The organism is Actinomadura keratinilytica (assembly GCF_039539665.1).
GTDB lineage: Bacteria > Actinomycetota > Actinomycetes > Streptosporangiales > Streptosporangiaceae > Spirillospora > Spirillospora keratinilytica.
This window is the reverse complement of record NZ_BAABDO010000064.1, coordinates 21,443-38,653: the sequence shown is the minus strand read 5'-3', so window position 1 is coordinate 38,653 and position 17,211 is coordinate 21,443. Positions and strand designations below refer to the sequence as shown.

The following is a 17,211-nucleotide window of genomic DNA, read 5'->3' as shown; positions in this document are numbered from 1 at the left end:
CTTGCCCGCGCCGCCCGGCGCGCGCCCCGCACCCCCCAAGGCGGCGAACCGCCGTGGGCCCGGCGGCTCGGCCGGGTCGGCCCCGGGCAGGTGTGGCTCATCCAGGAGGGGCCCCTGGACGGCGACAGGCTCATCTGCGAGTTCCGCTACACCCCCGACGGATCGGACCTGCACGCGCTCGCCGTGCGGCTCGGATACGGCGACGTCCCGAGCGAGGTCGTCGTCGTGGGGGACGTGCCCGCGCTCATGGCCGCCGCCCGCCAGGCGATGCAGGCCGAACTGTGCGTCGTGCAGCCCTGCGACCCGGCGGCCGCCGGGCCCAGGCTGCGCGCCGCCCTCGCCGACGCCGACCGGCTTCCCGCCGAGTGCCACCCCGCGCTGGCCGTCGCCCGGCACCGCGCCGCCCTGCTGCCCGGAAGGACGTCCCCGGCCGATCAGACGACCGGTTGAACGGGCTGCCCGGCCACGTGGACGGATCGCGGCCGGGCAGCCGTCACCCGGCGGCCCGGAAGGGCGGCGTCCGGCCAGGCGGGGGACAGGCCGGACACCGGCCCAGGCAACGCTCCGGGCCCGGGTTCGGAAGGCGGGGAGGCACCGCCGCAAGGGCGGGCGACATGCGGCGCCTCCCCGCGGGCTCAGACGGGCACGGTGAGCAGGGTGCGGCCCCCGCCCTGGCCGATCGTCCGCACCTCGAAGCGGGCGATCTCGTCGGACGACAGCGCGGTGCCGCCCTGCAGCGTCAGCGGGTCGGGGGAGCCCGGCACCCCGTAGCCCTTGGCCGGCACCGACCAGCCCGCCACCGTGTGCGCGCGGCCCGCCCGGTCGATGGCGACCAGCTCGCACTGCAGCGGACCGCGCACCTTGGACAGGCGCAGCCCCACCCGGCTGCCCCACAGCTTGGACTCCATCGCGACCGTGCCCGTCACACCGGTGCCGGGGTCGGAGGCGGTGACGCGCCGCCCCTCCCGCATGAGCGTCTCGACGCTGCCGTCCACGACCCGCACCGACGGGCCGGCGCCGGCCGCCGCCGCGCCCCCGCCGCCGCTGCCGCCGGACATGGTGAGCCCGGTGCCGAACGCGCCCGCGAGCAGCACCACCCCGGCCGCGACGCCGACCAGCGCGCGCCGGACCCGGCCGCGCCGCAGCTTGCGCGCCCGGTGCCGCAGCAGGTCGGTCACCGCCTCGGGGGGCGGCGGGACGGGCGTGGCGTCGCGCGGGTCCTCGATGGGCGGCATGCCGTGCAGCTGCGCCGCGACCCCGCGCAGCACGGCCAGCTCCTCGTGGCAGGGCCGGCAGGTGGACAGGTGGGCCTCGAACGCGCGCCGGTCCGGCTCCTCCAGCAGGCCGAGGGCGTAGGCGCCGACGTCGATGTGCGATGGGCCGGTGGTCACGGCGTGACGCCCCTTTCCTCCAGGGCCACGCGCAGCGCCCGCAGCGCGTAGTAGACCCGGGACTTGACGGTGCCGACGGGGATGCCCAGCTGTTTGGCTGCCTCGTTGACCGACCGGTCCCGGAAGAAGGTCTCGTTCAAGATCTCGCGGTGCGCGGGGGACAGCGACTGGAGCGCCTCGGACACGACGACTGATCGCAGGAGATCCTCCAACCCGTCGGGGGCGCGCATGTTCTCCAGCGGGCCCTCGCCCGCCTCCTGCGGCCGGGCGTTCTTGCGGCGCTGGTCGTCGATGACGATCCGGCGGGCGACGGTGGCCAGCCACGGCAGCATCGACGTCGCGTTGGCGTCCAGCTGGTGCGCGCTGCGCCAGGCCCGGATCATCGTCTCCTGGACGACGTCCTCGGCCCAGTGCCGGTCGCCGCCGGTCAGCCGCAGCACGAACGACAGCAGCGGACGGCCGTACACGCGGTACAGCTCGGTGACGATCACCTGGTCGTCCACGGCGTCGGCGGGGCGGGGGCCGCGGAACCAGCTCCACGGGCCGGAGCCGCCGTCACCGCCGCGTGGCCGCCGCCGCGCCGCCACGGTGGTCGGGGATCTGTGTGCCATTCGGCAATCTCCGCTGATGGGGGTAGGTCGGGAGGTCGGGGAGGGGGGATGCGGGTCAGCCGCCGGGTGCGCCGCCGGCGCCGCCGCCCGCCCCGGCGCCGAGGCCGACGGCCGTGCCGGTGCCGGCCGTGCCGGTGCCCGCCTGGGCCTTGGCGCCGTTGGGTCTGGCGACGAACCAGAGGTTGTTGACACCGTGGCCGTTCTGGTCGCCGGGGGAGGTGTCCTGGGAGTAGTGGTAGAGCGGCCAGCCGGCCACGGTGACCTGCAGGGAGCCGTCGGGCCGCCTGATCCGGCCGATCCTGGCCCGCTCCACGCCCATGACGTCCAGCGTCGGCGTCCACAGCACGGGCGGCCAGGTCTGCGCGCACGTCCCCACGCACCGGGACAGCGACGGGCGGGCGCTGTCGCGGTCGTACCGGTAGACGGCGCGTCCCCGGTTGTCCACCAGGATCGCGCCGAGCTGGGTGTCCTGCATCGCGCGCAGCCCGGTCGGGCTGGCGGCGCCCCGGGGCTCGATGGGGGGCGTCCCCTTCCAGGGCCATCCGCCCGAGGCCGGCTGCTCGCCGGCGGCCCCCGCGGCGGCGCCCGTGGCCGTGGCGGCGGGCGCCGCGCCCTGCGAGGCTCCGCCGTACAGGTCGCAGCCCGCGAGCGCCGCGCAGGCCGCCGCGACCGCGGTCCCCGTGCGGACGACCCGTCCCCGGACGTTCATGTGCCTCCTCCGCTGTGGCGTGTGCCGCGTCGGAAGGCAGTACGGGGCGCGGCGCGGGAAAGGTTCAACCGTCCGCGCACCGGATCCGGGAAACCGCCCCGGCAGAGAAAGATCCGGGAAACCGCCCCGGCAGAGAAAAAGGCGCGACGCGAGGGCACCCCGCAGTTCCCTCGCGCCGCGCGTTTGTCCGGCCCTGACGCGATCCCCGTCACGCCGCGTCGGGGCCGTACACCTCCCACAGCTCGCCGGCGAAGAACCGGCCGAACCGCACCAGCGCCGCCGCGCAGTCCGGACCGGACGTGCGGAACGTGGTCAGCTGGCGGGCGAAGTCGGGCAGCCGGATGTGCATCACCCCGGCCGCCAGCGTCTCGGCGTCCGCGTCCCCGCCCTCGGGCACGTGCCCGTCCAAAATCCGCACGTACAGGGTCGAGGTGTCCGGCCAGATCCGCGTGGGCGGGCCGTGCAGGACGTTCTTCTGCCCGGTCAGGGTGCGGGGCCGGCCCTCGCCGTCGGCGAAGTGCAGCCGGTACCTCATCAGGCGGCGGTCCTCCGCGCCCGCGGGCGCCAGGCAGTTGAACCAGCCCCGCAGGACGGGCCGCCGGCCCCCGCAGCCGGCGGACTCCACCCACCCCCCGGCCCGCGCGGTGTGCTCGGGCTCGGCGAGGAAGCGGTCGACGTCGTCGGCGGTGATGGTGAGGCGGAAGGCGATGTGCTCGCGCGCCTCGGCGAGCTCGCCCGCGCGCGGGTCGCCTTCGCCGAACGTCACGAACCCCTTCATCACCTCGGTGAACGACAGCGACGTAGGAGCGGCCGCCCCGGAGGACGTCCCCCGGTCCCGCTCGGGGCGCCCCGAATCCGCGCCGTACGCCCTGCCGTTCCCCGCCCCTCCAGGCGGGCCGGCCTCCCCCGAGGCCGGCCCGGCCCCCGTTCCCGGTGCGTCTTGCGTCCGCCGCGCGCCGTCGCGCGGCGGGACGTGTGTGCTGCGGCCCCGGTTCGCGGCGTCCTCCAGCGCCCGGGTGCTCAGGCGGTCGGCCATCGCCGCGATCGTCAGCGAGGGGTTCGGGCCCACCGGCCCCGGCATCGCCGCCCCGTCGGCGATGTACAGGCCGGGGTGGCCGAACACCTCGCCGAACGCGTCGCACACGCCCTCGCCCTCGTGCCGCCCCATCGGAGCGCCGCCCAGCGGGTGCACCGTGACGACCCGCTTGCGGAACCAGATCGGGTTGTCGGCGTACTCGGCGCCGAGCACGTCGGCCATGGCCCGCATGGTCTTGCGCAGCCGCGCGTAGTGCGCCTGGCTGGACTCGGCGCTCCACCGGGCGTTCAGCCGCCCGCCCCGCAGCTCCAGCCGCCCGTCGGCGGCGTCGCGGCCCATGCCCAGCAGCGGCAGCGAGCTGACCGACAGCGCACCGTCGCCGATCAGGTCCGACAGCTCCGCCGACACGTTGGTGTCGGGCGCGTCCTTGAAGAACTCCACGAACCGCTGCCACAGGAACTTCACGACCCGCACGATCTGCTCGTCGGGCTCCAGCCCCGGCACCATCCAGTCGACGAACGAGGGGTAGCCGCCGTCCTCGATGTAGGCGCCGGGCCCGGCGCCCGGCGCGCCGTCCAGCGCGTCCGGCAGCCGGATCGCGCTGGTGATGACCGGGCCGCGGCTGGCGTCCAGCGGCCGCACCCGGTCGCGGTCCTTGGCCTTGAGCAGGAACGTCAGCAGGTCGCCGTTGCCGCTGAACCGGGTGCCGAGCGCCCCGCTCAGCCCCGGCAGCGCCGCCCGCGACTTCAGCAGCAGGAACGTCGTGCCGTACGTGCCCGCCGCCAGCACCAGCCGCTCGCACGCGATCGTGCGGACCGGCCGCTTCCCCTTGCGGACGTTCACGTCGTGGTGGACGTAGTCCACCTCGTAGCCGCCGCCGGGCCGCGGCCGGATCGCCTTGACCTCGTGCTCGGTGCGCAGGTCGGCGCCGTGGAACGCGGCCGCCGACAGGTAGGTGTGGTCGAGGCTGTTCTTGGCGCCGTCGTTGCAGCCGATGTCGCACTCGCCGCACAGCCGGCACGTGCGCCGCGGCACGCCGTGCACGTTGCCGTAGGGCGGCTCGGCGAGCGGCAGCCCGACCCCCGGCTCGGCGCCGGGCGACGGGGCGAAGCTGATGCTCAGCGGCGGCCGGCTGTAGTGCAGGCCCAGCTCGGCGGCGGCGTCCTGCATCGCGTGCGCCTTGGGCGTGTGGTCGTAGGGCGGCCGGTCGAGCGGGTAGACGGCGGTGCCGATCATCTTCTCGACCGCGTCGTAGTGCGGGTCGAGGTCCGCGCGGCTCACCGGCCACTCCTCGTGCCGGCCGCCGGGCAGGTCGGTGACGAACCACCGCTCGTCCTTGCGCAGCAGCACGTTGGCGTAGATGAGCGACCCGCCGCCCAGGCCGGACGACACCACCGAGTCGAAGCCCTTGAAGCTCCAGACGTCGAACATCCCGTACAGCCCGGCCTCGGGGTCCCAGAACGCCCGGCCGATCTCGGCGGGGGAGCGGGGGAAGGTGCCGGGCGGGTACGCGCGGCCGCGCTCCAGCACCACCACCGACCGCCCGGCCTCGGCCATCCGGTACGCGGCCACCGAGCCGCCGAACCCGGACCCGACGACCACCGTGTCGACGTGCTCCATCAGACCACCTGCCGGTCGCGGCTGTGCTTGCGCAGGTGCTCCAGGATGGCGGGGAACACGTCGACGTGCGCGTTGCGGCCGACGATCGGGTCCACGTGGGAGTAGCGGGGCAGGATCTTCAGCGAGTGCCTGTCGGGCGCGCGGCGCGACAGGATGCGGTGGCAGACGATGTTGGAGTCGGTGAACACGCGGTTGTCCGAACCGGTCAGGAACAGGCTGGGCGGCAGGTTCTCGGGGGCGTCGCGCAGGTAGTCGTCGGGCAGCGCGGCGTAGCGCGGGTCGCCCGGCCGGTTCTTCACCGCGTACCCGGCCTTGACCATCTTGCGGATGTGCCGGTAGTAGCTCAGCCCCGTCACCGGGAACAGGTCGGCCCACCGCCGGTGCGTCTCGGGCGCCAGGCTGTCGTGGTCGTAGAACATCGCCGGGCACCCGGTGCCCCACATGAAGCTGACCATGTGGCAGTCGGGGTTGTCGCACTCGCGGTGCACCGCCGACACCAGCCGGGAGATCATCCGGTTGCGGGTGAAGCGGCCCGCCCGCGCCGAGTAGGCGTCCAGCACCGACACCCCGAACCCGTACTCGACGATGCCGGGGCCGAAGTTCAGCTTCAGCCGCGACCACGTCGGCACCCGGGTGACCAGCGAGACGCTGTTGGACACCGCGCTGGTGACGTCGGTGACCAGGCCCGCCGACATGCTCATGAAGAACGACACCGCGCCCAGGCACTGCGCGACGACGTGCACTCGCCGGTCGCCGATGTGGCGGCGCAGCTCGCGCATGGCGGCGGGGTGGTCGTACAGGGCGATGTCGTCGAGGCTGTACCGGTTGGTCTCGGCGTTGTAGGGGTACCGGTTGCTCATCCGGAAGTCCAGCGCCCAGACGTCGGTGAAGCCGTTGTCCAGCAGGTAGTTCACCATGTTGTAGTGCTCGGGCATGATGAACATGTCGCTGGACGCCGGCAGGCCGTGCAGCAGCAGCACCACGTCGTCGCAGTCGGCGCGGTGGAAGCGCGTCAGGTGCAGGCCGAGGCCGTCCTCGGTGGCGAACGGGTGCACCGAGATCTCGGCCTTCTCCACGCCTTCGAGCGTGTAGCGCGCGACGGGACGCTGCATGTCCATCGACCTCCCCAGCTCGGCAACAACCATGGCGTCCCCTCGGACGCGGGGACATCGTGGTAAACCCTGACTTCCACGGTGCCGTTCCGGAGGACGTGTCGTGCGTGTTTCTCCGGAGGGCCCTTCAGCGTCATGTGACGCAGCCGGGACCGCGTCCGTTTCAACGGCGCCCCGGCCCCGCCCGCGAGCGCGACGTCGCGGCGCCCCGCCGACGCGCCGGTGCGGGGCGCGCTACTCCTCCTGCGGCTCGGCCTGCAGCCGGGCCAGCGCCTTCACCAGGTTCACCCGGGAGGTGATGTCCAGCTTGGAGAAGATGTGCGACAGGTGCGTCTCGACGGTGCGGACGCTGATGAACAGGCGCTCGGCGATCTGCTGGTTGGTCAGGCCGTCGGAGACGAGCATGGCGACCTCGAACTCCCGCTGGGACAGGCCGAACTGCTCGTCGCCGCCCCGGCGCCCGGACGCGCCGCGCCCCGCCGGGCCGGGCGTGCGGATGCCGACGCGCCGCTGCTCCAACGTGGCCCGGGAGTGCAGCAGGCGGGCCCCGCACGCGGCGAAGACCTCGGCGGCGGCGCGCAGGTCGGCGCAGGCCGCGGCGCGGTCCTTGGCCCTGGCCGCGGCGATGCCGGCGGCCGGCCGCGCCCGCCCCGAGCCCACGCGGGCGTAGCACGCCTCGAACAGCGCGGCCGCCTCGCGGGCCAGGCCCGCGGCGGTCTTCGGCTCGGCGGACATGGCCGCGTACGCGCGCGCCAGCATGGCCCGCGCGCGGTCGCTGTCGAGCTGCGGGTGGGCGACCTGCTCGGCGCGCCGGGCCCACAGCGCGGCGTCCTCGTCGCGGCCCTGCTGCGCGGCGACCTCGGCCATGATCTCGCAGCAGGCCAGGCGGGCGTCGGGGTCGAGCAGGATCACCTCGCCGAAGCCGTTGCAGGCCTCCATCATGGCCTCGACGCCCTCGTCCGTCCGCGACAGGCCGAGCAGCGCCCGCGCCCGCGCGTACTGGGCCTGCGCGCCGTACCACTCGCCGCCGTCGGCGCCGGCGCGCATCGCCTCGTCGGCCAGCCGCAGCGCCTCCTTGGCGTCCCCGGCCAGGCCGACGGTCAGGGACTGCTGGGTCAGCGCCCCCGCCAGCTGCGGCGCCGCGCCCAGCAGCCGCGCCGTCTCGGCCGCCTCCTCGGCGATCATCATGGCCTCGGTGAGCCGGCCCTCCATGGTGGACGCGCGGGCCTGCCCGGTGAGCAGGGTGGCCAGGATGTAGGTCTGCCCGGTGGCGCGGGCGACCGACACCGCGCGCTCGAAGTGCCGCCGGGACGCGGCGTAGCGGCCCATCATGTGCTCGGCCCAGCACAGCCAGGCCACCGCGTCCAGCCATTCGGCCACCTCGTCGTCGGTCGCCTCGGCCACCAGCCGGTCGGCGGTCTCGGCGTACCGGACGGCGGCGGCCAGGTCGCCGGACAGGAACGACGACATCGGCCGCAGCGCCGTGACCGCCATCCGCACCGCCGGCGGCCAGCCCTCCCCGCCGTTCTCGGGCATGTTCTCCAGGACGGCGCGGGCCGCGCGGAAGTCGCCGCGGAACAGGCTCTCGGCCACCAGCCGCAGCCGCAGCGGCACGCCGGTCGGCGACGCCGGGTCGGGGATGCGGCGCAGCTCGTCCAGCAGCAGCGCCCGCGCCTCGTGCGGACGGCCCAGCAGCCGCTCCATCAGCGCGCACAGCCGCGCCGCCGTGACGCGGCGGTCGTAGTCGTCGGGCGGCAGCAGCCGCAGCAGCGTGCGGGCCGTCTCGCGGCCCTCGGCCAGCCGCCCGCCCAGCGACTCCACCTGCGCCAGCTCCATCAGCAGCTCCAGCCGCGACGGCAGCGGCGCGTGCCCCTGCGCCGCCGCGGGCGGCTCGGGCATCTTCTCCGGCATCAGCCGCAGCGCGGCGCGCAGCCAGTGCGCCGCGGTGACCGGGGCCTGCGCGGTGAACGTGCGGGCCGCCTCCACCAGCGTGGCGATCGCGGCCGGGTCGCCGAACCGCCCCGACCGCTCCACGTGCCGGGCGCGCACCGCGGCGAGCGCGCCGATCCGCGCCAGGTAGGCGGCGATGCGGCCGTGCGCGGCCAGCCGCCACCCGGCCGCGGCCGACCCGTAGGCGGCGTGCCGCACCAGGGGGTGGCGGAACCGGAACCGCTCGGCCATCGGCCGCACGATGTCGCGGGCGACCAGCTCGTCCAGCGCCGACAGCGTGTCGTCCTCGGACACCTCGGCGGCCACCGCGGCCAGCGCCGGGTCGAACTCGTCGGCGGCGACCGCCGCGCCCTGCGCCACCAGCAGCGCGTTCCGCGACAGGCCGCTCAGCTCCAGCACCAGCGCGGCCTGCACCGCGGGCGGCAGGTCGCCGTCGCCCGGACCGGCGACGGGCCGCTGCGGGCTGCGCGCCAGCGCCTCGAGGTAGAAGGGGTTGCCGCCGCTGGCGCGGTACAGCTCGCGGCAGCGCGCGTCGGGCACCCGCAGGCCGAGCAGCTGCGCGACCTCCTGCTCGGTGAGCGGGTCCACCGGGACGCGCAGGCCGCGGCCGTTCTGCACCGCGTCCTCGACCAGCGCGGCCAGCCGCGGCGACGCCTGCGCCGGCCGGTACGCCACGGCGAGCGTCACCCGCGCCCGCGGCGGGTGCCGCACCAGGTGGTCCAGCAGCTCGATGGTGGCCTCGTCGGCCCAGTGCAGGTCGTCCAGCATCAGCACCAGGCCGGACGCGGCGGCCAGCTCCTCCAGCAGCCGCCGCACGGTCCGGTACAGCTGGTAGCGGGCCACCTGCCGCCCGTCGGCGGCCACGGCGGCCGGCCCGGCGGCCACGGCGGACATGGTCGCCAGGGCCGGGAACACCGCCGACAGCAGCCGGGTCGCGTCCGGGCCGAGGTCGGGCAGATGCTCCTCCAGATGGTCGTCGAGGGCGTCGACGACGGCGCCGAACGGCATCTCCTGCTCGAACTCGGCGGCGCGGCCCGCGCGGGTGGGCAGCTTGCGCGCCGCGGCGGCCCCCGACAGCTCGCTCAGCAGCCGGGTCTTGCCCGCCCCCGGCTCGCCGACGAGGGCGACGAACCGGAACGCGCCCTCGGCCGTGGCATCCAGCGCCTCCTCCAGGGCACGCAGCACGCCCTGGCGCCCCACCAACGGCAGGGCCGCCGGAAGGACGTCGGGCTGTTGGTCCGTACGACCCTCCATGTCCACACCCCACCAGTAGTGACAAGGCGGTCGACACGCCGCGACGAAGACGTTCAGCCGGTGTCTTGCCTCGATCTTCAGGCAGCCGCAGGGGACACTTTACCGATTCGGCCGACGGCATGGCCGATCCCGCGGTCCGGCCTGCGCCGACCGGACCGCACGCGGTCGCGTCCCCCGTGGTCGCCCTCTGCTATCAACCGCCTTAACCAGGGGGATGTCAACAGTTTTCAGTTAGGCGTTGCCTACCCGTCACCCTCCTCCTCGTGTTCTGTTCACCCGTCCCAGGTCATACCGCCGCGGACCCCCGCCGGGCGGCCACGACGCGCGCCGACCGCGCCGGAACCAGCGAGACCGCCCGGAGCCGGACGCGCTCGGGCGCGGGGTCGGCGGGGCGCAGCTCCACCCGGCGCAGCACCTCGGCGACGATCGTCCGCATCTCCAGCAGCGCCAGCTGGGCGCCCGCGCAGTAGCGGCGGCCGCCGCCGAACGGCAGCCAGGCCCGGTTGGCCTTCGCCGCCTCCGGGCCGAGGAACCGCTCGGGCCGGAACTCGCCGGGGTCGGGGAAGACGTCGGGGTCGGTGTGCACCAGCGGGATGACCGCCGCCACGCACCATCCGGCGGGCACTCGGTGGCCGCCGACCGTCATCGGCTCGGTCAGCAACCGGGGCGTGGCCGGCACCACCGGGCGGACCCGCAGCGACTCCTTGATCACCGCGTCCAGGTAGGCGCGGCCGTCGCCGTCCGCCGGCTCCTCGCGCAGCCGCTCCAGCACCGGGGGCGTCCGCACCAGGCGCTCGAACGTCCAGGCCAGGGCGGTGGCCGTGGTCTCGTGCCCGGCGACCAGCAGGGTGATCAGCTCGTCCCGCACCTCCCGGTCGGTCAGCGGCCGGCCCGCCTCGTCCCGCGCGGCGAGCAGCTGCGACAGCACGTCGTCGGCGGCCGGGCCGGCGTCCGGGGCGCCGTCGCGGCGGCGCCGGGCCATCTCGTCGTAGAGGATCGCGTCGACCTGCGCGCGGATCCGCGCGAACCGGGTGGTGGGCAGGAACCCGGCGCGCCGCGCCGCCGGCGCGGTCAGCAGCCACTCGCGCGGCCGGGGCGGCAGGCGCACCACGGCGGCGCCGCCGCCGAGCGCCACCAGCCGCAGCAGCCGGTCGCGCTGGCGGCGCAGCCGCCCGGCGTCGCGGATGCCGAACACCACCCGCATGATCACTTCGAGGGTGATGCGCTCCATCCGGGGGCGCAGCGCGAACGGCTCGCCGAGCGGCCACCGGTCGATGTCGGCGGCGGCCAGCTCGGCGGCCCGCTCGGCCCAGCGCGCCACCGCCCGCCCGTGCAGCGGCGGGCCGAGCAGCCGCCGGTGCCGCCACCACGGCTCCTCGTCCAGCGTCAGCAGCGACGCCTCGCCGACCAGCGGGCCGAGCAGCCCGCGCCGCACCGCCCCCGCGCGCCCCCCGGAGCCGTCGGCGGCCAGCACCTGCTCGGCCAGGTCGGCGGTGGCCACGCACACCTCCGGCGGCATGCCGGGGAGCCGGATCTGGAAGACGGGCCCGAGGCGGCGCCCGGCGGCGAAGAACCGCATCGGGTCGGCGACGAGCCAGGCCACCTGCAGCGGCGCGGGCAGACGCAGACCAGGGGGAGCGGGCATCGAGACTCCTGCACGGGATCTCCGGGGAGGAGACCCCTCGAGACGGCGTTCACCGGAGCGCGGCGGGGTGGGGCCGCCGCCGCGCCACTCCGGTCGGATCCGCACCGGAGATCACTTTGATGATCTTCGTTCGCAGTCGTCTCTCACATCGTGGTAAACACCGATATCGGTGGTGGTCAGGAAGCGCTGACCCCCGGATATCGGCGACCGCTCAGCCCAGGCCGATGCGGGCGGCCGCGTCCGACCAGGCCGACTCGTCGCCGCGCGGCTCGTAGCGGCGCAGCGGCTGCGTCCCGGCGACCAGCGCCCGCATCTCCGCCAGGTCGCCCACGACCCCGTGCGCGCGCGCCTGCACCAGGACGTTGCCCAGCGCGGTGGCCTCCACCGGCCCGGCGACGACGGGCAGCCCGCACGCGTCCGCGGTCAGCTGGCACAGCAGCTCGTTGCGGGAGCCGCCGCCGACCAGGTGCACCACCTCCACCTCGCGGCCGGACAGCCGCGCCGCCTGCCGGATGGCCGCGCGGTGCGCCAGCGCCAGGCTGTCGAGGACGCAGCGCACGGTCTCGGCGCGGGTGCCCGGCTCGGGCATGCCGCGGCGGCGGCAGTGCGCGGCGATCCGCTCGGGCATGCCGCCCGGCGGCAGGAACTCGGGGTCGTCCGGGTCGATCAGCGAACGCAGCGCCGGAACCCGCGCCGCCTCCGCCAGCAGCGCCGGAAGGTCGGGGGAGTCCCAGGCGCGCAGGCACTCCTGCAGCGGCCACAGCCCCATCACGTTGCGCAGGTAGCGGACGGTGCCGTCCACCCCGCCCTCGTTGGTGAAGTTGGCCTCGCGGCTGGCCTCGGTCAGCACCGGCTCGGGCAGCTCCACGCCCACCAGGGACCAGGTGCCGCAGGAGATGTAGCCGAAGCGCTCCCCGGAGGCGGGGACGGCGGCCACGGCCGAGGCGGTGTCGTGGGACGCGACGGCCGTCACCGGCAGGTCCGCGCGCAGCCCCGTCTCCTCGGCCACGTCGGCGCGCAGCGTCCCCACCGCGTCGCCCGGCTCGCGCAGGTCGGGCAGCAGCTCCGCGGGAAGACCCAGGCGGTCCAGCAGGGGCCGCGACCATGCGCCCGTGCGCACGTCGAGCAGCCCCGTCGTGGACGCGTTGGTGCGCTCGGCGCCGATCCGCCCGGTCAGCCAGTACCCCACCAGGTCCGGGATCAGCAGCAGCGTCCGCGCGCGCTTGAGCACCTCCGCGGACTCGGCGACGAGCTGGTAGACGGTGTTGAACGGCAGGAACTGCAGCCCCGACACCTGGTACAGGTGGTCGTCGCCGAGCTCGGCCCGCACCCGCTCCATGACGCCGTCGGTGCGCGCGTCGCGGTAGTGCACGGGGTTGCCGAGCAGCGCGCCGCGCTCGTCCAGCAGCCCGTAGTCGACGGCCCACGAGTCGATGCCCACCGACACCAGGCCGGAGGGCGCCGCGCGCAGCCCGTCGAGCACGTTGCCGTACAGGCCCAGGATGTCCCAGTGCAGCGTGCCCGCGACCCGCACGGGGCGGTTGGGGAAGCGCCGCAGCTCCGCCAGCTCCAGCGTCCCCGGACCGACGCGCGCGGCCATCACCCGACCGCTGGACGCCCCGAAGTCGACGGCGGCGAACACCGCAGATGAAGCGTTCATGGGACGAGCAGTACCTCCAGGGTGCGGGGGCCGTGCACGCCCTCGACGCGCGACAGCTCGATGTCGCTGGTCGCCGAGGGGCCGGACACGAAGGTGAGGGGACGGGACGGGCCGAGCCGCTCCAGCGCCTCGGGCACATCGGCCGCGACCTGGTCGGCGGTGACCACGATGAGGTGGTAGTCGGGCACCAGGGACAGCGCGCGCGGCCCCTGGCCGGGCCCGTGGTCCAGCACGATGGTGCCGGTTTCGGCGATCGCGGCGGCGCAGCCGGTGACCGCGCCCGCCAGCCCGTCCAGGTCGGCGACGGCCGGGTCGCGGGCGATCCGCTCCGGCGGGACGTGCGCCAGCCACTCGTCCGGCAGCCCGGACGGCACCGCGAACGCCCCGCCGCCGCGCACGGCCGGGGACTCGCCGCGCACGGCCGGGGACTCGCCGCGCACGGCCGGGGACTCGGCGCGTGCGGCCAGGGACTCGGCCACCGCGCCGGGCAGCTCGCCGGCCGACACCAGCCGCACCGTGGCGCGGTAGTCGGCGACCCGTTCGGCGAACAGCTCCAGGATCCGCTCGCCGTGGTGGCGCCGCGCGTAGCCGCGGTCGATCCGGTCGTAGGACGCGGCCGCGTCGGCGGCCGTGCGCCGGCCGGTGATCCGCTCGATGCGGCCGAGGATCTCCGCGCGCGCGTTCGCGCCTTCCCGCCCGCTCATTCGCCCTTCCCTCCGGTGCGGTTCCACCAGGCGCGGAACGACTCCTTCGGCGGCACCGGCGCGTCCCGGGTGTCGGTCCACGCGCTCAGCGGGCCGGGCAGGCGCCGGATGCGGCCGCGCCGCCCCACCACGCGCCGGCCGCCGGGCGCGGCCCGCTGCGCCAGCGCCACGCCGGTGGGCGAGCGCAGCGTCCACCCCGCGACGTCCATCACCGCGCGCTCCAGCGGATGCTTGTGCCCCTTCTCCACGGCGCGGGCGCGCAGGTGCACCAGCACCTCGGGGATGTCGATGGCCACCGGGCACGCCTCGAAGCACGCCCCGCACAGCGACGACGCGTAGGGCAGCGAGGAGTCCACGTCCGAGCCGATGCCGCGGATCTGCGGCGACAGGATCGCGCCGATCGGCCCCGGGTAGGGCGAGCCGTAGGCGTGGCCGCCGGCCCGCGCGTAGACGGGGCACACGTTCAGGCACGCCGAGCAGCGGATGCAGCGCAGCGCCTGCCGCCCGACCTCGTCGGCCAGCGTCGCGGTGCGGCCGTTGTCCAGCAGGACCAGGTGGAAGTCCGACGGCCCGTCGCCGGGGGTGACGCCGGTCCAGGCGGAGGTGTAGGGGTTCATCCGCTCCGCCGTCGAGGAGCGGGGCAGCAGCTGCAGGAACACCTCCAGGTCGCGCCAGCTCGGCACGACCTTCTCGATGCCCATCACCGAGATCAGCGTCTCGGGCAGCGTCAGGCACATCCGCCCGTTGCCCTCCGACTCCAGCACCACCAGCGTGCCGGTGTCGGCGACGGCGAAGTTGACCCCGGACACCGCCACCTTCGCCGACAGGAACTTGGCGCGCAGGTGCCGCCGCGCCGCCTCGGCCAGCTCGGCGGGCGAGTCGGACAGCCCGGCGGGCGCGTCCGGCATGGTGCGGCGGAAGATGTCGCGGATGTCGGCGCGGTTGCGGTGGATGGCCGGGACCAGGATGTGCGACGGGCGGTCGTCGCCGAGCTGCACGATCAGCTCGGCCAGGTCGGTCTCGTGGGCGGTGATGCCCGCCTCGGCCAGCGCCTCGTTCAGCCCGATCTCCTGGGTGGCCATCGACTTGACCTTGACCACCTCGGTCTCGCCGGTCGCCCGGACCAGGTCGGTGACGATCCGGTTGGCCTCGGCGGCGTCGCGCGCCCAGTGCACCGTGCCGCCGGCCTCGGTGACCTTCTCCTCCAGCAGGCGCAGGTAGTGCCCGAGGTTCGCCAGGACGTGGTCCTTGATCTGCCGGCCCGCCTCGCGCAGCGCGGCCCAGTCGTCCAGCTCGGCGACGGCCTCCGCGCGCCGCCGGCGGATCGTGGTCGTGGCGTGCGCCAGGTTGCGGCGCAGCCGGGTGTCGCCCACCGCGCGCCGCGCCGCGTCGGGGAACGCGGGCATCCCCAGGTAGGTCGGCATGCGGGCGGCGGTGCCGCCGGTGCCGCTGCTCATGTGCGGTCCTCCTCCGTGGAGGCGAGGATCTCGGCCAGGTGCACGGTGCGCACGCCGGACCGGGTGCGCAACAGCGCCCCGCCGATGTGCATCAGGCAGGAGTTGTCGGCCGCGCACAGCGCCTCGGCGCCGGTGCGGCGCACGTTGGTCACCTTGTCGGCGCACATCGCGGCCGACACCTCGGAGTTCTTGAGGGCGAAGGTGCCGCCGAAGCCGCAGCACTCGGTCGCCTCGGGCAGTTCCACCAGGTCGATGCCGCGCACGGCGCGCAGCAGCCGCAGCGGCCGGTCGCCGACGTGCAGCATGCGCATCGAGTGGCAGGTGGGATGGTAGGTGACGCGGTGCGGGAAGTAGGCGCCCACGTCGGTCACGCCGAGCACGTCGACCAGGAACTCCGACAGCTCGTACACCTTGGGCGTCAGCGCCTCCACGCGCGCGGCCAGGGCGCGGTCGCCGGAGTCGGCCGCCAGCCTGGGGTGCCAGTCGCGCACCATCGCCCCGCACGACGCCGACGGGGTCACCACCGCGTCGTAGCCGGCGAACGCGTCGGCGAAGCCGCGCACCAGCGGCAGGGCCTGCTTGCGGTAGCCGGTGTTGAAGTGCATCTGCCCGCAGCACGTCTGCGCCTGCGGGAAGTCGACCTCGTGCCCCAGCCGGTTGAGCAGCCGCACGACCGCCTTGCCCGTGCCGGGGAACATCGTGTCGTTCAGACACGTGATGAACAGCGCGACCTTCATCGCTCCTCCTCGGAGCCGCCCGCGCCGACGGAGATCTCCGCGCCGCCGGAGCCCTCCGCGCCGACGCGGCGGCTTGACTCGCGCACCACCAGCTCCGGTTGGAACATCACCTGCTGGTGGGCGTGCCCCTCGGGGTCGTCGCACTCCTCCAGCAGCAGTTCGGTGGCGATGCGGCCCAGCTGGTAGGTGGGCTGGCGCACCGAGCTGAGCGGCACCGCGGCCGCGGCGGAGAACTCGATGTCGTCGTAGCCGATGAGCGCCACGTCGGCGGGCACCCTGACCCCCGCCTGCAGCAGGACCCGCATCACCCCCAGGGCGAGCAGGTCGTTGGCGCAGAAGATGGCGTCGGGCAGGGCGCCGTCGGCCAGCAGCCGCCGCGCCGCCTCCTGGCCGGCGCGGGCGTTCATCGCCGGGACGGTCAGCTCCCGCATCGCCTCGCGCGGCATCCCGGCCGCGCGCAGCGCCCGCAGCGCGCCCTTGCGCCGGTCGGCGCACTGCCGCAGCGCGGACGGGCCGGTGACGAAGCCCAGCGTGCGGGCGCCGTCGGCCAGCAGCCGGCCGACCGCCAGCTCGCCGCCCGCCACGTCGTCCACCGCCACCGAGCACTGGTTGGCGCGGGGGGTGGGGTGGTCCAGCAGGACGACCGGGATGTCGCGCTCGCGCAGCCGGTCGGCCTGCCGCCCGTCGTCCACGGGCGTGACCAGCACGCCGCGGACCCGCTGTTCGGCGAACACGCGCAGGTTGCGCTGCTCGCGCTCGTGGGACTCGGCGGACGACGACAGCAGCACCGCGTAGCCGTGCTCGCTGGCCGCGTCCTCCACGCCGCGGGCGACCTCGGTGAAGAACGGGTTGGACAGGTCGAGCACCATGAGCCCGACCGTGCGGCTGTGCCCGGCGCGCAGCGTGGACGCCGAACCGTGCCGGACGAACCCCAGCTCGCGGATGGCCTGCTCGACCCGGGCGCGGGTGGCGGGGGCCACCCGCTCGGGGCGGTTGAGCACGTTGGAGACGGTGCCGGGCGACACCCCCGCGTGCTGCGCCACCTGCTTGATGCCCACGGTCGCCGGGCCCCCGGCACCGTTGCGCGTGGCCGGACGTCTGCTCGCGGACCGGCGCGGTGCGGGGACCTCGCCGGTGCCGTCTGTGCTCATCTGCCGCCCCCGGGTCGGTCTGCGTCTGTGGTGTGTGCCCGCTCACTTTGGGTCATGCCGTTAAAACGTGTCAACCCCGTAGTGGTGATCTTGGTCGTCGCGGCGCGGTCGGCGGCCTCCTCCGCACCGCCCGTCCCGAAGTCTCTTCAGCCCTTGTCCCACCGAGGATCCAGC

At 75.4% G+C, this 17,211-nt stretch carries 12 protein-coding genes and 1 pseudogene; 1 reads left to right on the top strand and 12 read right to left on the bottom strand.

Annotated elements, in window-relative coordinates:
• Positions 1 to 450, top strand: a pseudogene (locus ABD879_RS19950) (hypothetical protein); the annotation flags it as partial.
• Between the two features lie 185 nt (positions 451 to 635).
• On the opposite strand, the gene ABD879_RS19945 reads toward ABD879_RS19950, so the two are convergent.
• The 12 genes from ABD879_RS19945 to ABD879_RS19890 all read right to left on the bottom strand — a co-directional run bounded on the left by ABD879_RS19945 (position 636) and on the right by ABD879_RS19890 (position 17,037).
• Positions 636 to 1,391 (bottom strand): anti-sigma factor family protein, encoded by a 756-nt coding sequence (locus ABD879_RS19945; protein WP_345022999.1) that lies wholly within the window; start codon positions 1,389 to 1,391, stop codon positions 636 to 638.
• The gene (locus ABD879_RS19940; protein WP_345022998.1) at positions 1,388 to 2,002 is read right to left on the bottom strand and encodes a sigma-70 family RNA polymerase sigma factor; all 615 of its coding nucleotides are present in this window, start codon (positions 2,000 to 2,002) and stop codon (positions 1,388 to 1,390) included. The genes ABD879_RS19945 and ABD879_RS19940 overlap by 4 nt, the downstream gene beginning before the upstream one ends.
• Before the next feature lie 55 nt (positions 2,003 to 2,057).
• Positions 2,058 to 2,711 (bottom strand): COG4315 family predicted lipoprotein, encoded by a 654-nt coding sequence (locus ABD879_RS19935; RefSeq protein ID WP_345022997.1) that lies wholly within the window; start codon positions 2,709 to 2,711, stop codon positions 2,058 to 2,060.
• Positions 2,712 to 2,919: 208 nt separating this feature from the next.
• On the bottom strand, positions 2,920 to 5,367 hold the full coding sequence (locus tag ABD879_RS19930; protein WP_345022996.1) for a GMC oxidoreductase: 2,448 nt from the start codon (positions 5,365 to 5,367) through the stop codon (positions 2,920 to 2,922).
• Entirely contained in the window at positions 5,367 to 6,512 is a 1,146-nt protein-coding gene (locus ABD879_RS19925) for an alpha/beta fold hydrolase (RefSeq protein WP_345022995.1), read from the bottom strand. The genes ABD879_RS19930 and ABD879_RS19925 overlap by 1 nt, the downstream gene beginning before the upstream one ends.
• A 201-nt stretch (positions 6,513 to 6,713) precedes the next feature.
• The gene (locus ABD879_RS19920) at positions 6,714 to 9,683 is read right to left on the bottom strand and encodes a helix-turn-helix transcriptional regulator (RefSeq protein ID WP_345022994.1); all 2,970 of its coding nucleotides are present in this window, start codon (positions 9,681 to 9,683) and stop codon (positions 6,714 to 6,716) included.
• A gap of 286 nt (positions 9,684 to 9,969) precedes the next feature.
• Complete coding sequence (locus ABD879_RS19915; RefSeq protein WP_345022993.1) at positions 9,970 to 11,328, bottom strand: cytochrome P450; 1,359 nt, start codon at positions 11,326 to 11,328, stop codon at positions 9,970 to 9,972.
• Between the two features lie 211 nt (positions 11,329 to 11,539).
• Positions 11,540 to 12,988, bottom strand: a complete 1,449-nt coding sequence (locus ABD879_RS19910) for a rhamnulokinase (protein WP_345022992.1) — start codon at positions 12,986 to 12,988, stop codon at positions 11,540 to 11,542.
• On the bottom strand, positions 12,985 to 13,692 hold the full coding sequence (locus ABD879_RS19905) for a LutC/YkgG family protein (RefSeq protein ID WP_345022991.1): 708 nt from the start codon (positions 13,690 to 13,692) through the stop codon (positions 12,985 to 12,987). The genes ABD879_RS19910 and ABD879_RS19905 overlap by 4 nt, the downstream gene beginning before the upstream one ends.
• Entirely contained in the window at positions 13,689 to 15,149 is a 1,461-nt protein-coding gene (locus ABD879_RS19900) for a LutB/LldF family L-lactate oxidation iron-sulfur protein (RefSeq protein ID WP_345022990.1), read from the bottom strand. Before ABD879_RS19900 ends, ABD879_RS19905 begins: the two co-directional genes overlap by 4 nt.
• Positions 15,146 to 15,886 carry a (Fe-S)-binding protein gene (locus ABD879_RS19895; RefSeq protein ID WP_345022989.1) on the bottom strand — a complete coding sequence of 247 codons (741 nt, stop codon included), beginning with the start codon at positions 15,884 to 15,886 and terminating at the stop codon, positions 15,146 to 15,148. The genes ABD879_RS19900 and ABD879_RS19895 overlap by 4 nt, the downstream gene beginning before the upstream one ends.
• Entirely contained in the window at positions 15,883 to 17,037 is a 1,155-nt protein-coding gene (locus ABD879_RS19890; protein WP_345022988.1) for a LacI family DNA-binding transcriptional regulator, read from the bottom strand. The genes ABD879_RS19895 and ABD879_RS19890 overlap by 4 nt, the downstream gene beginning before the upstream one ends.
• Positions 17,038 to 17,211 lie beyond the last annotated feature (174 nt).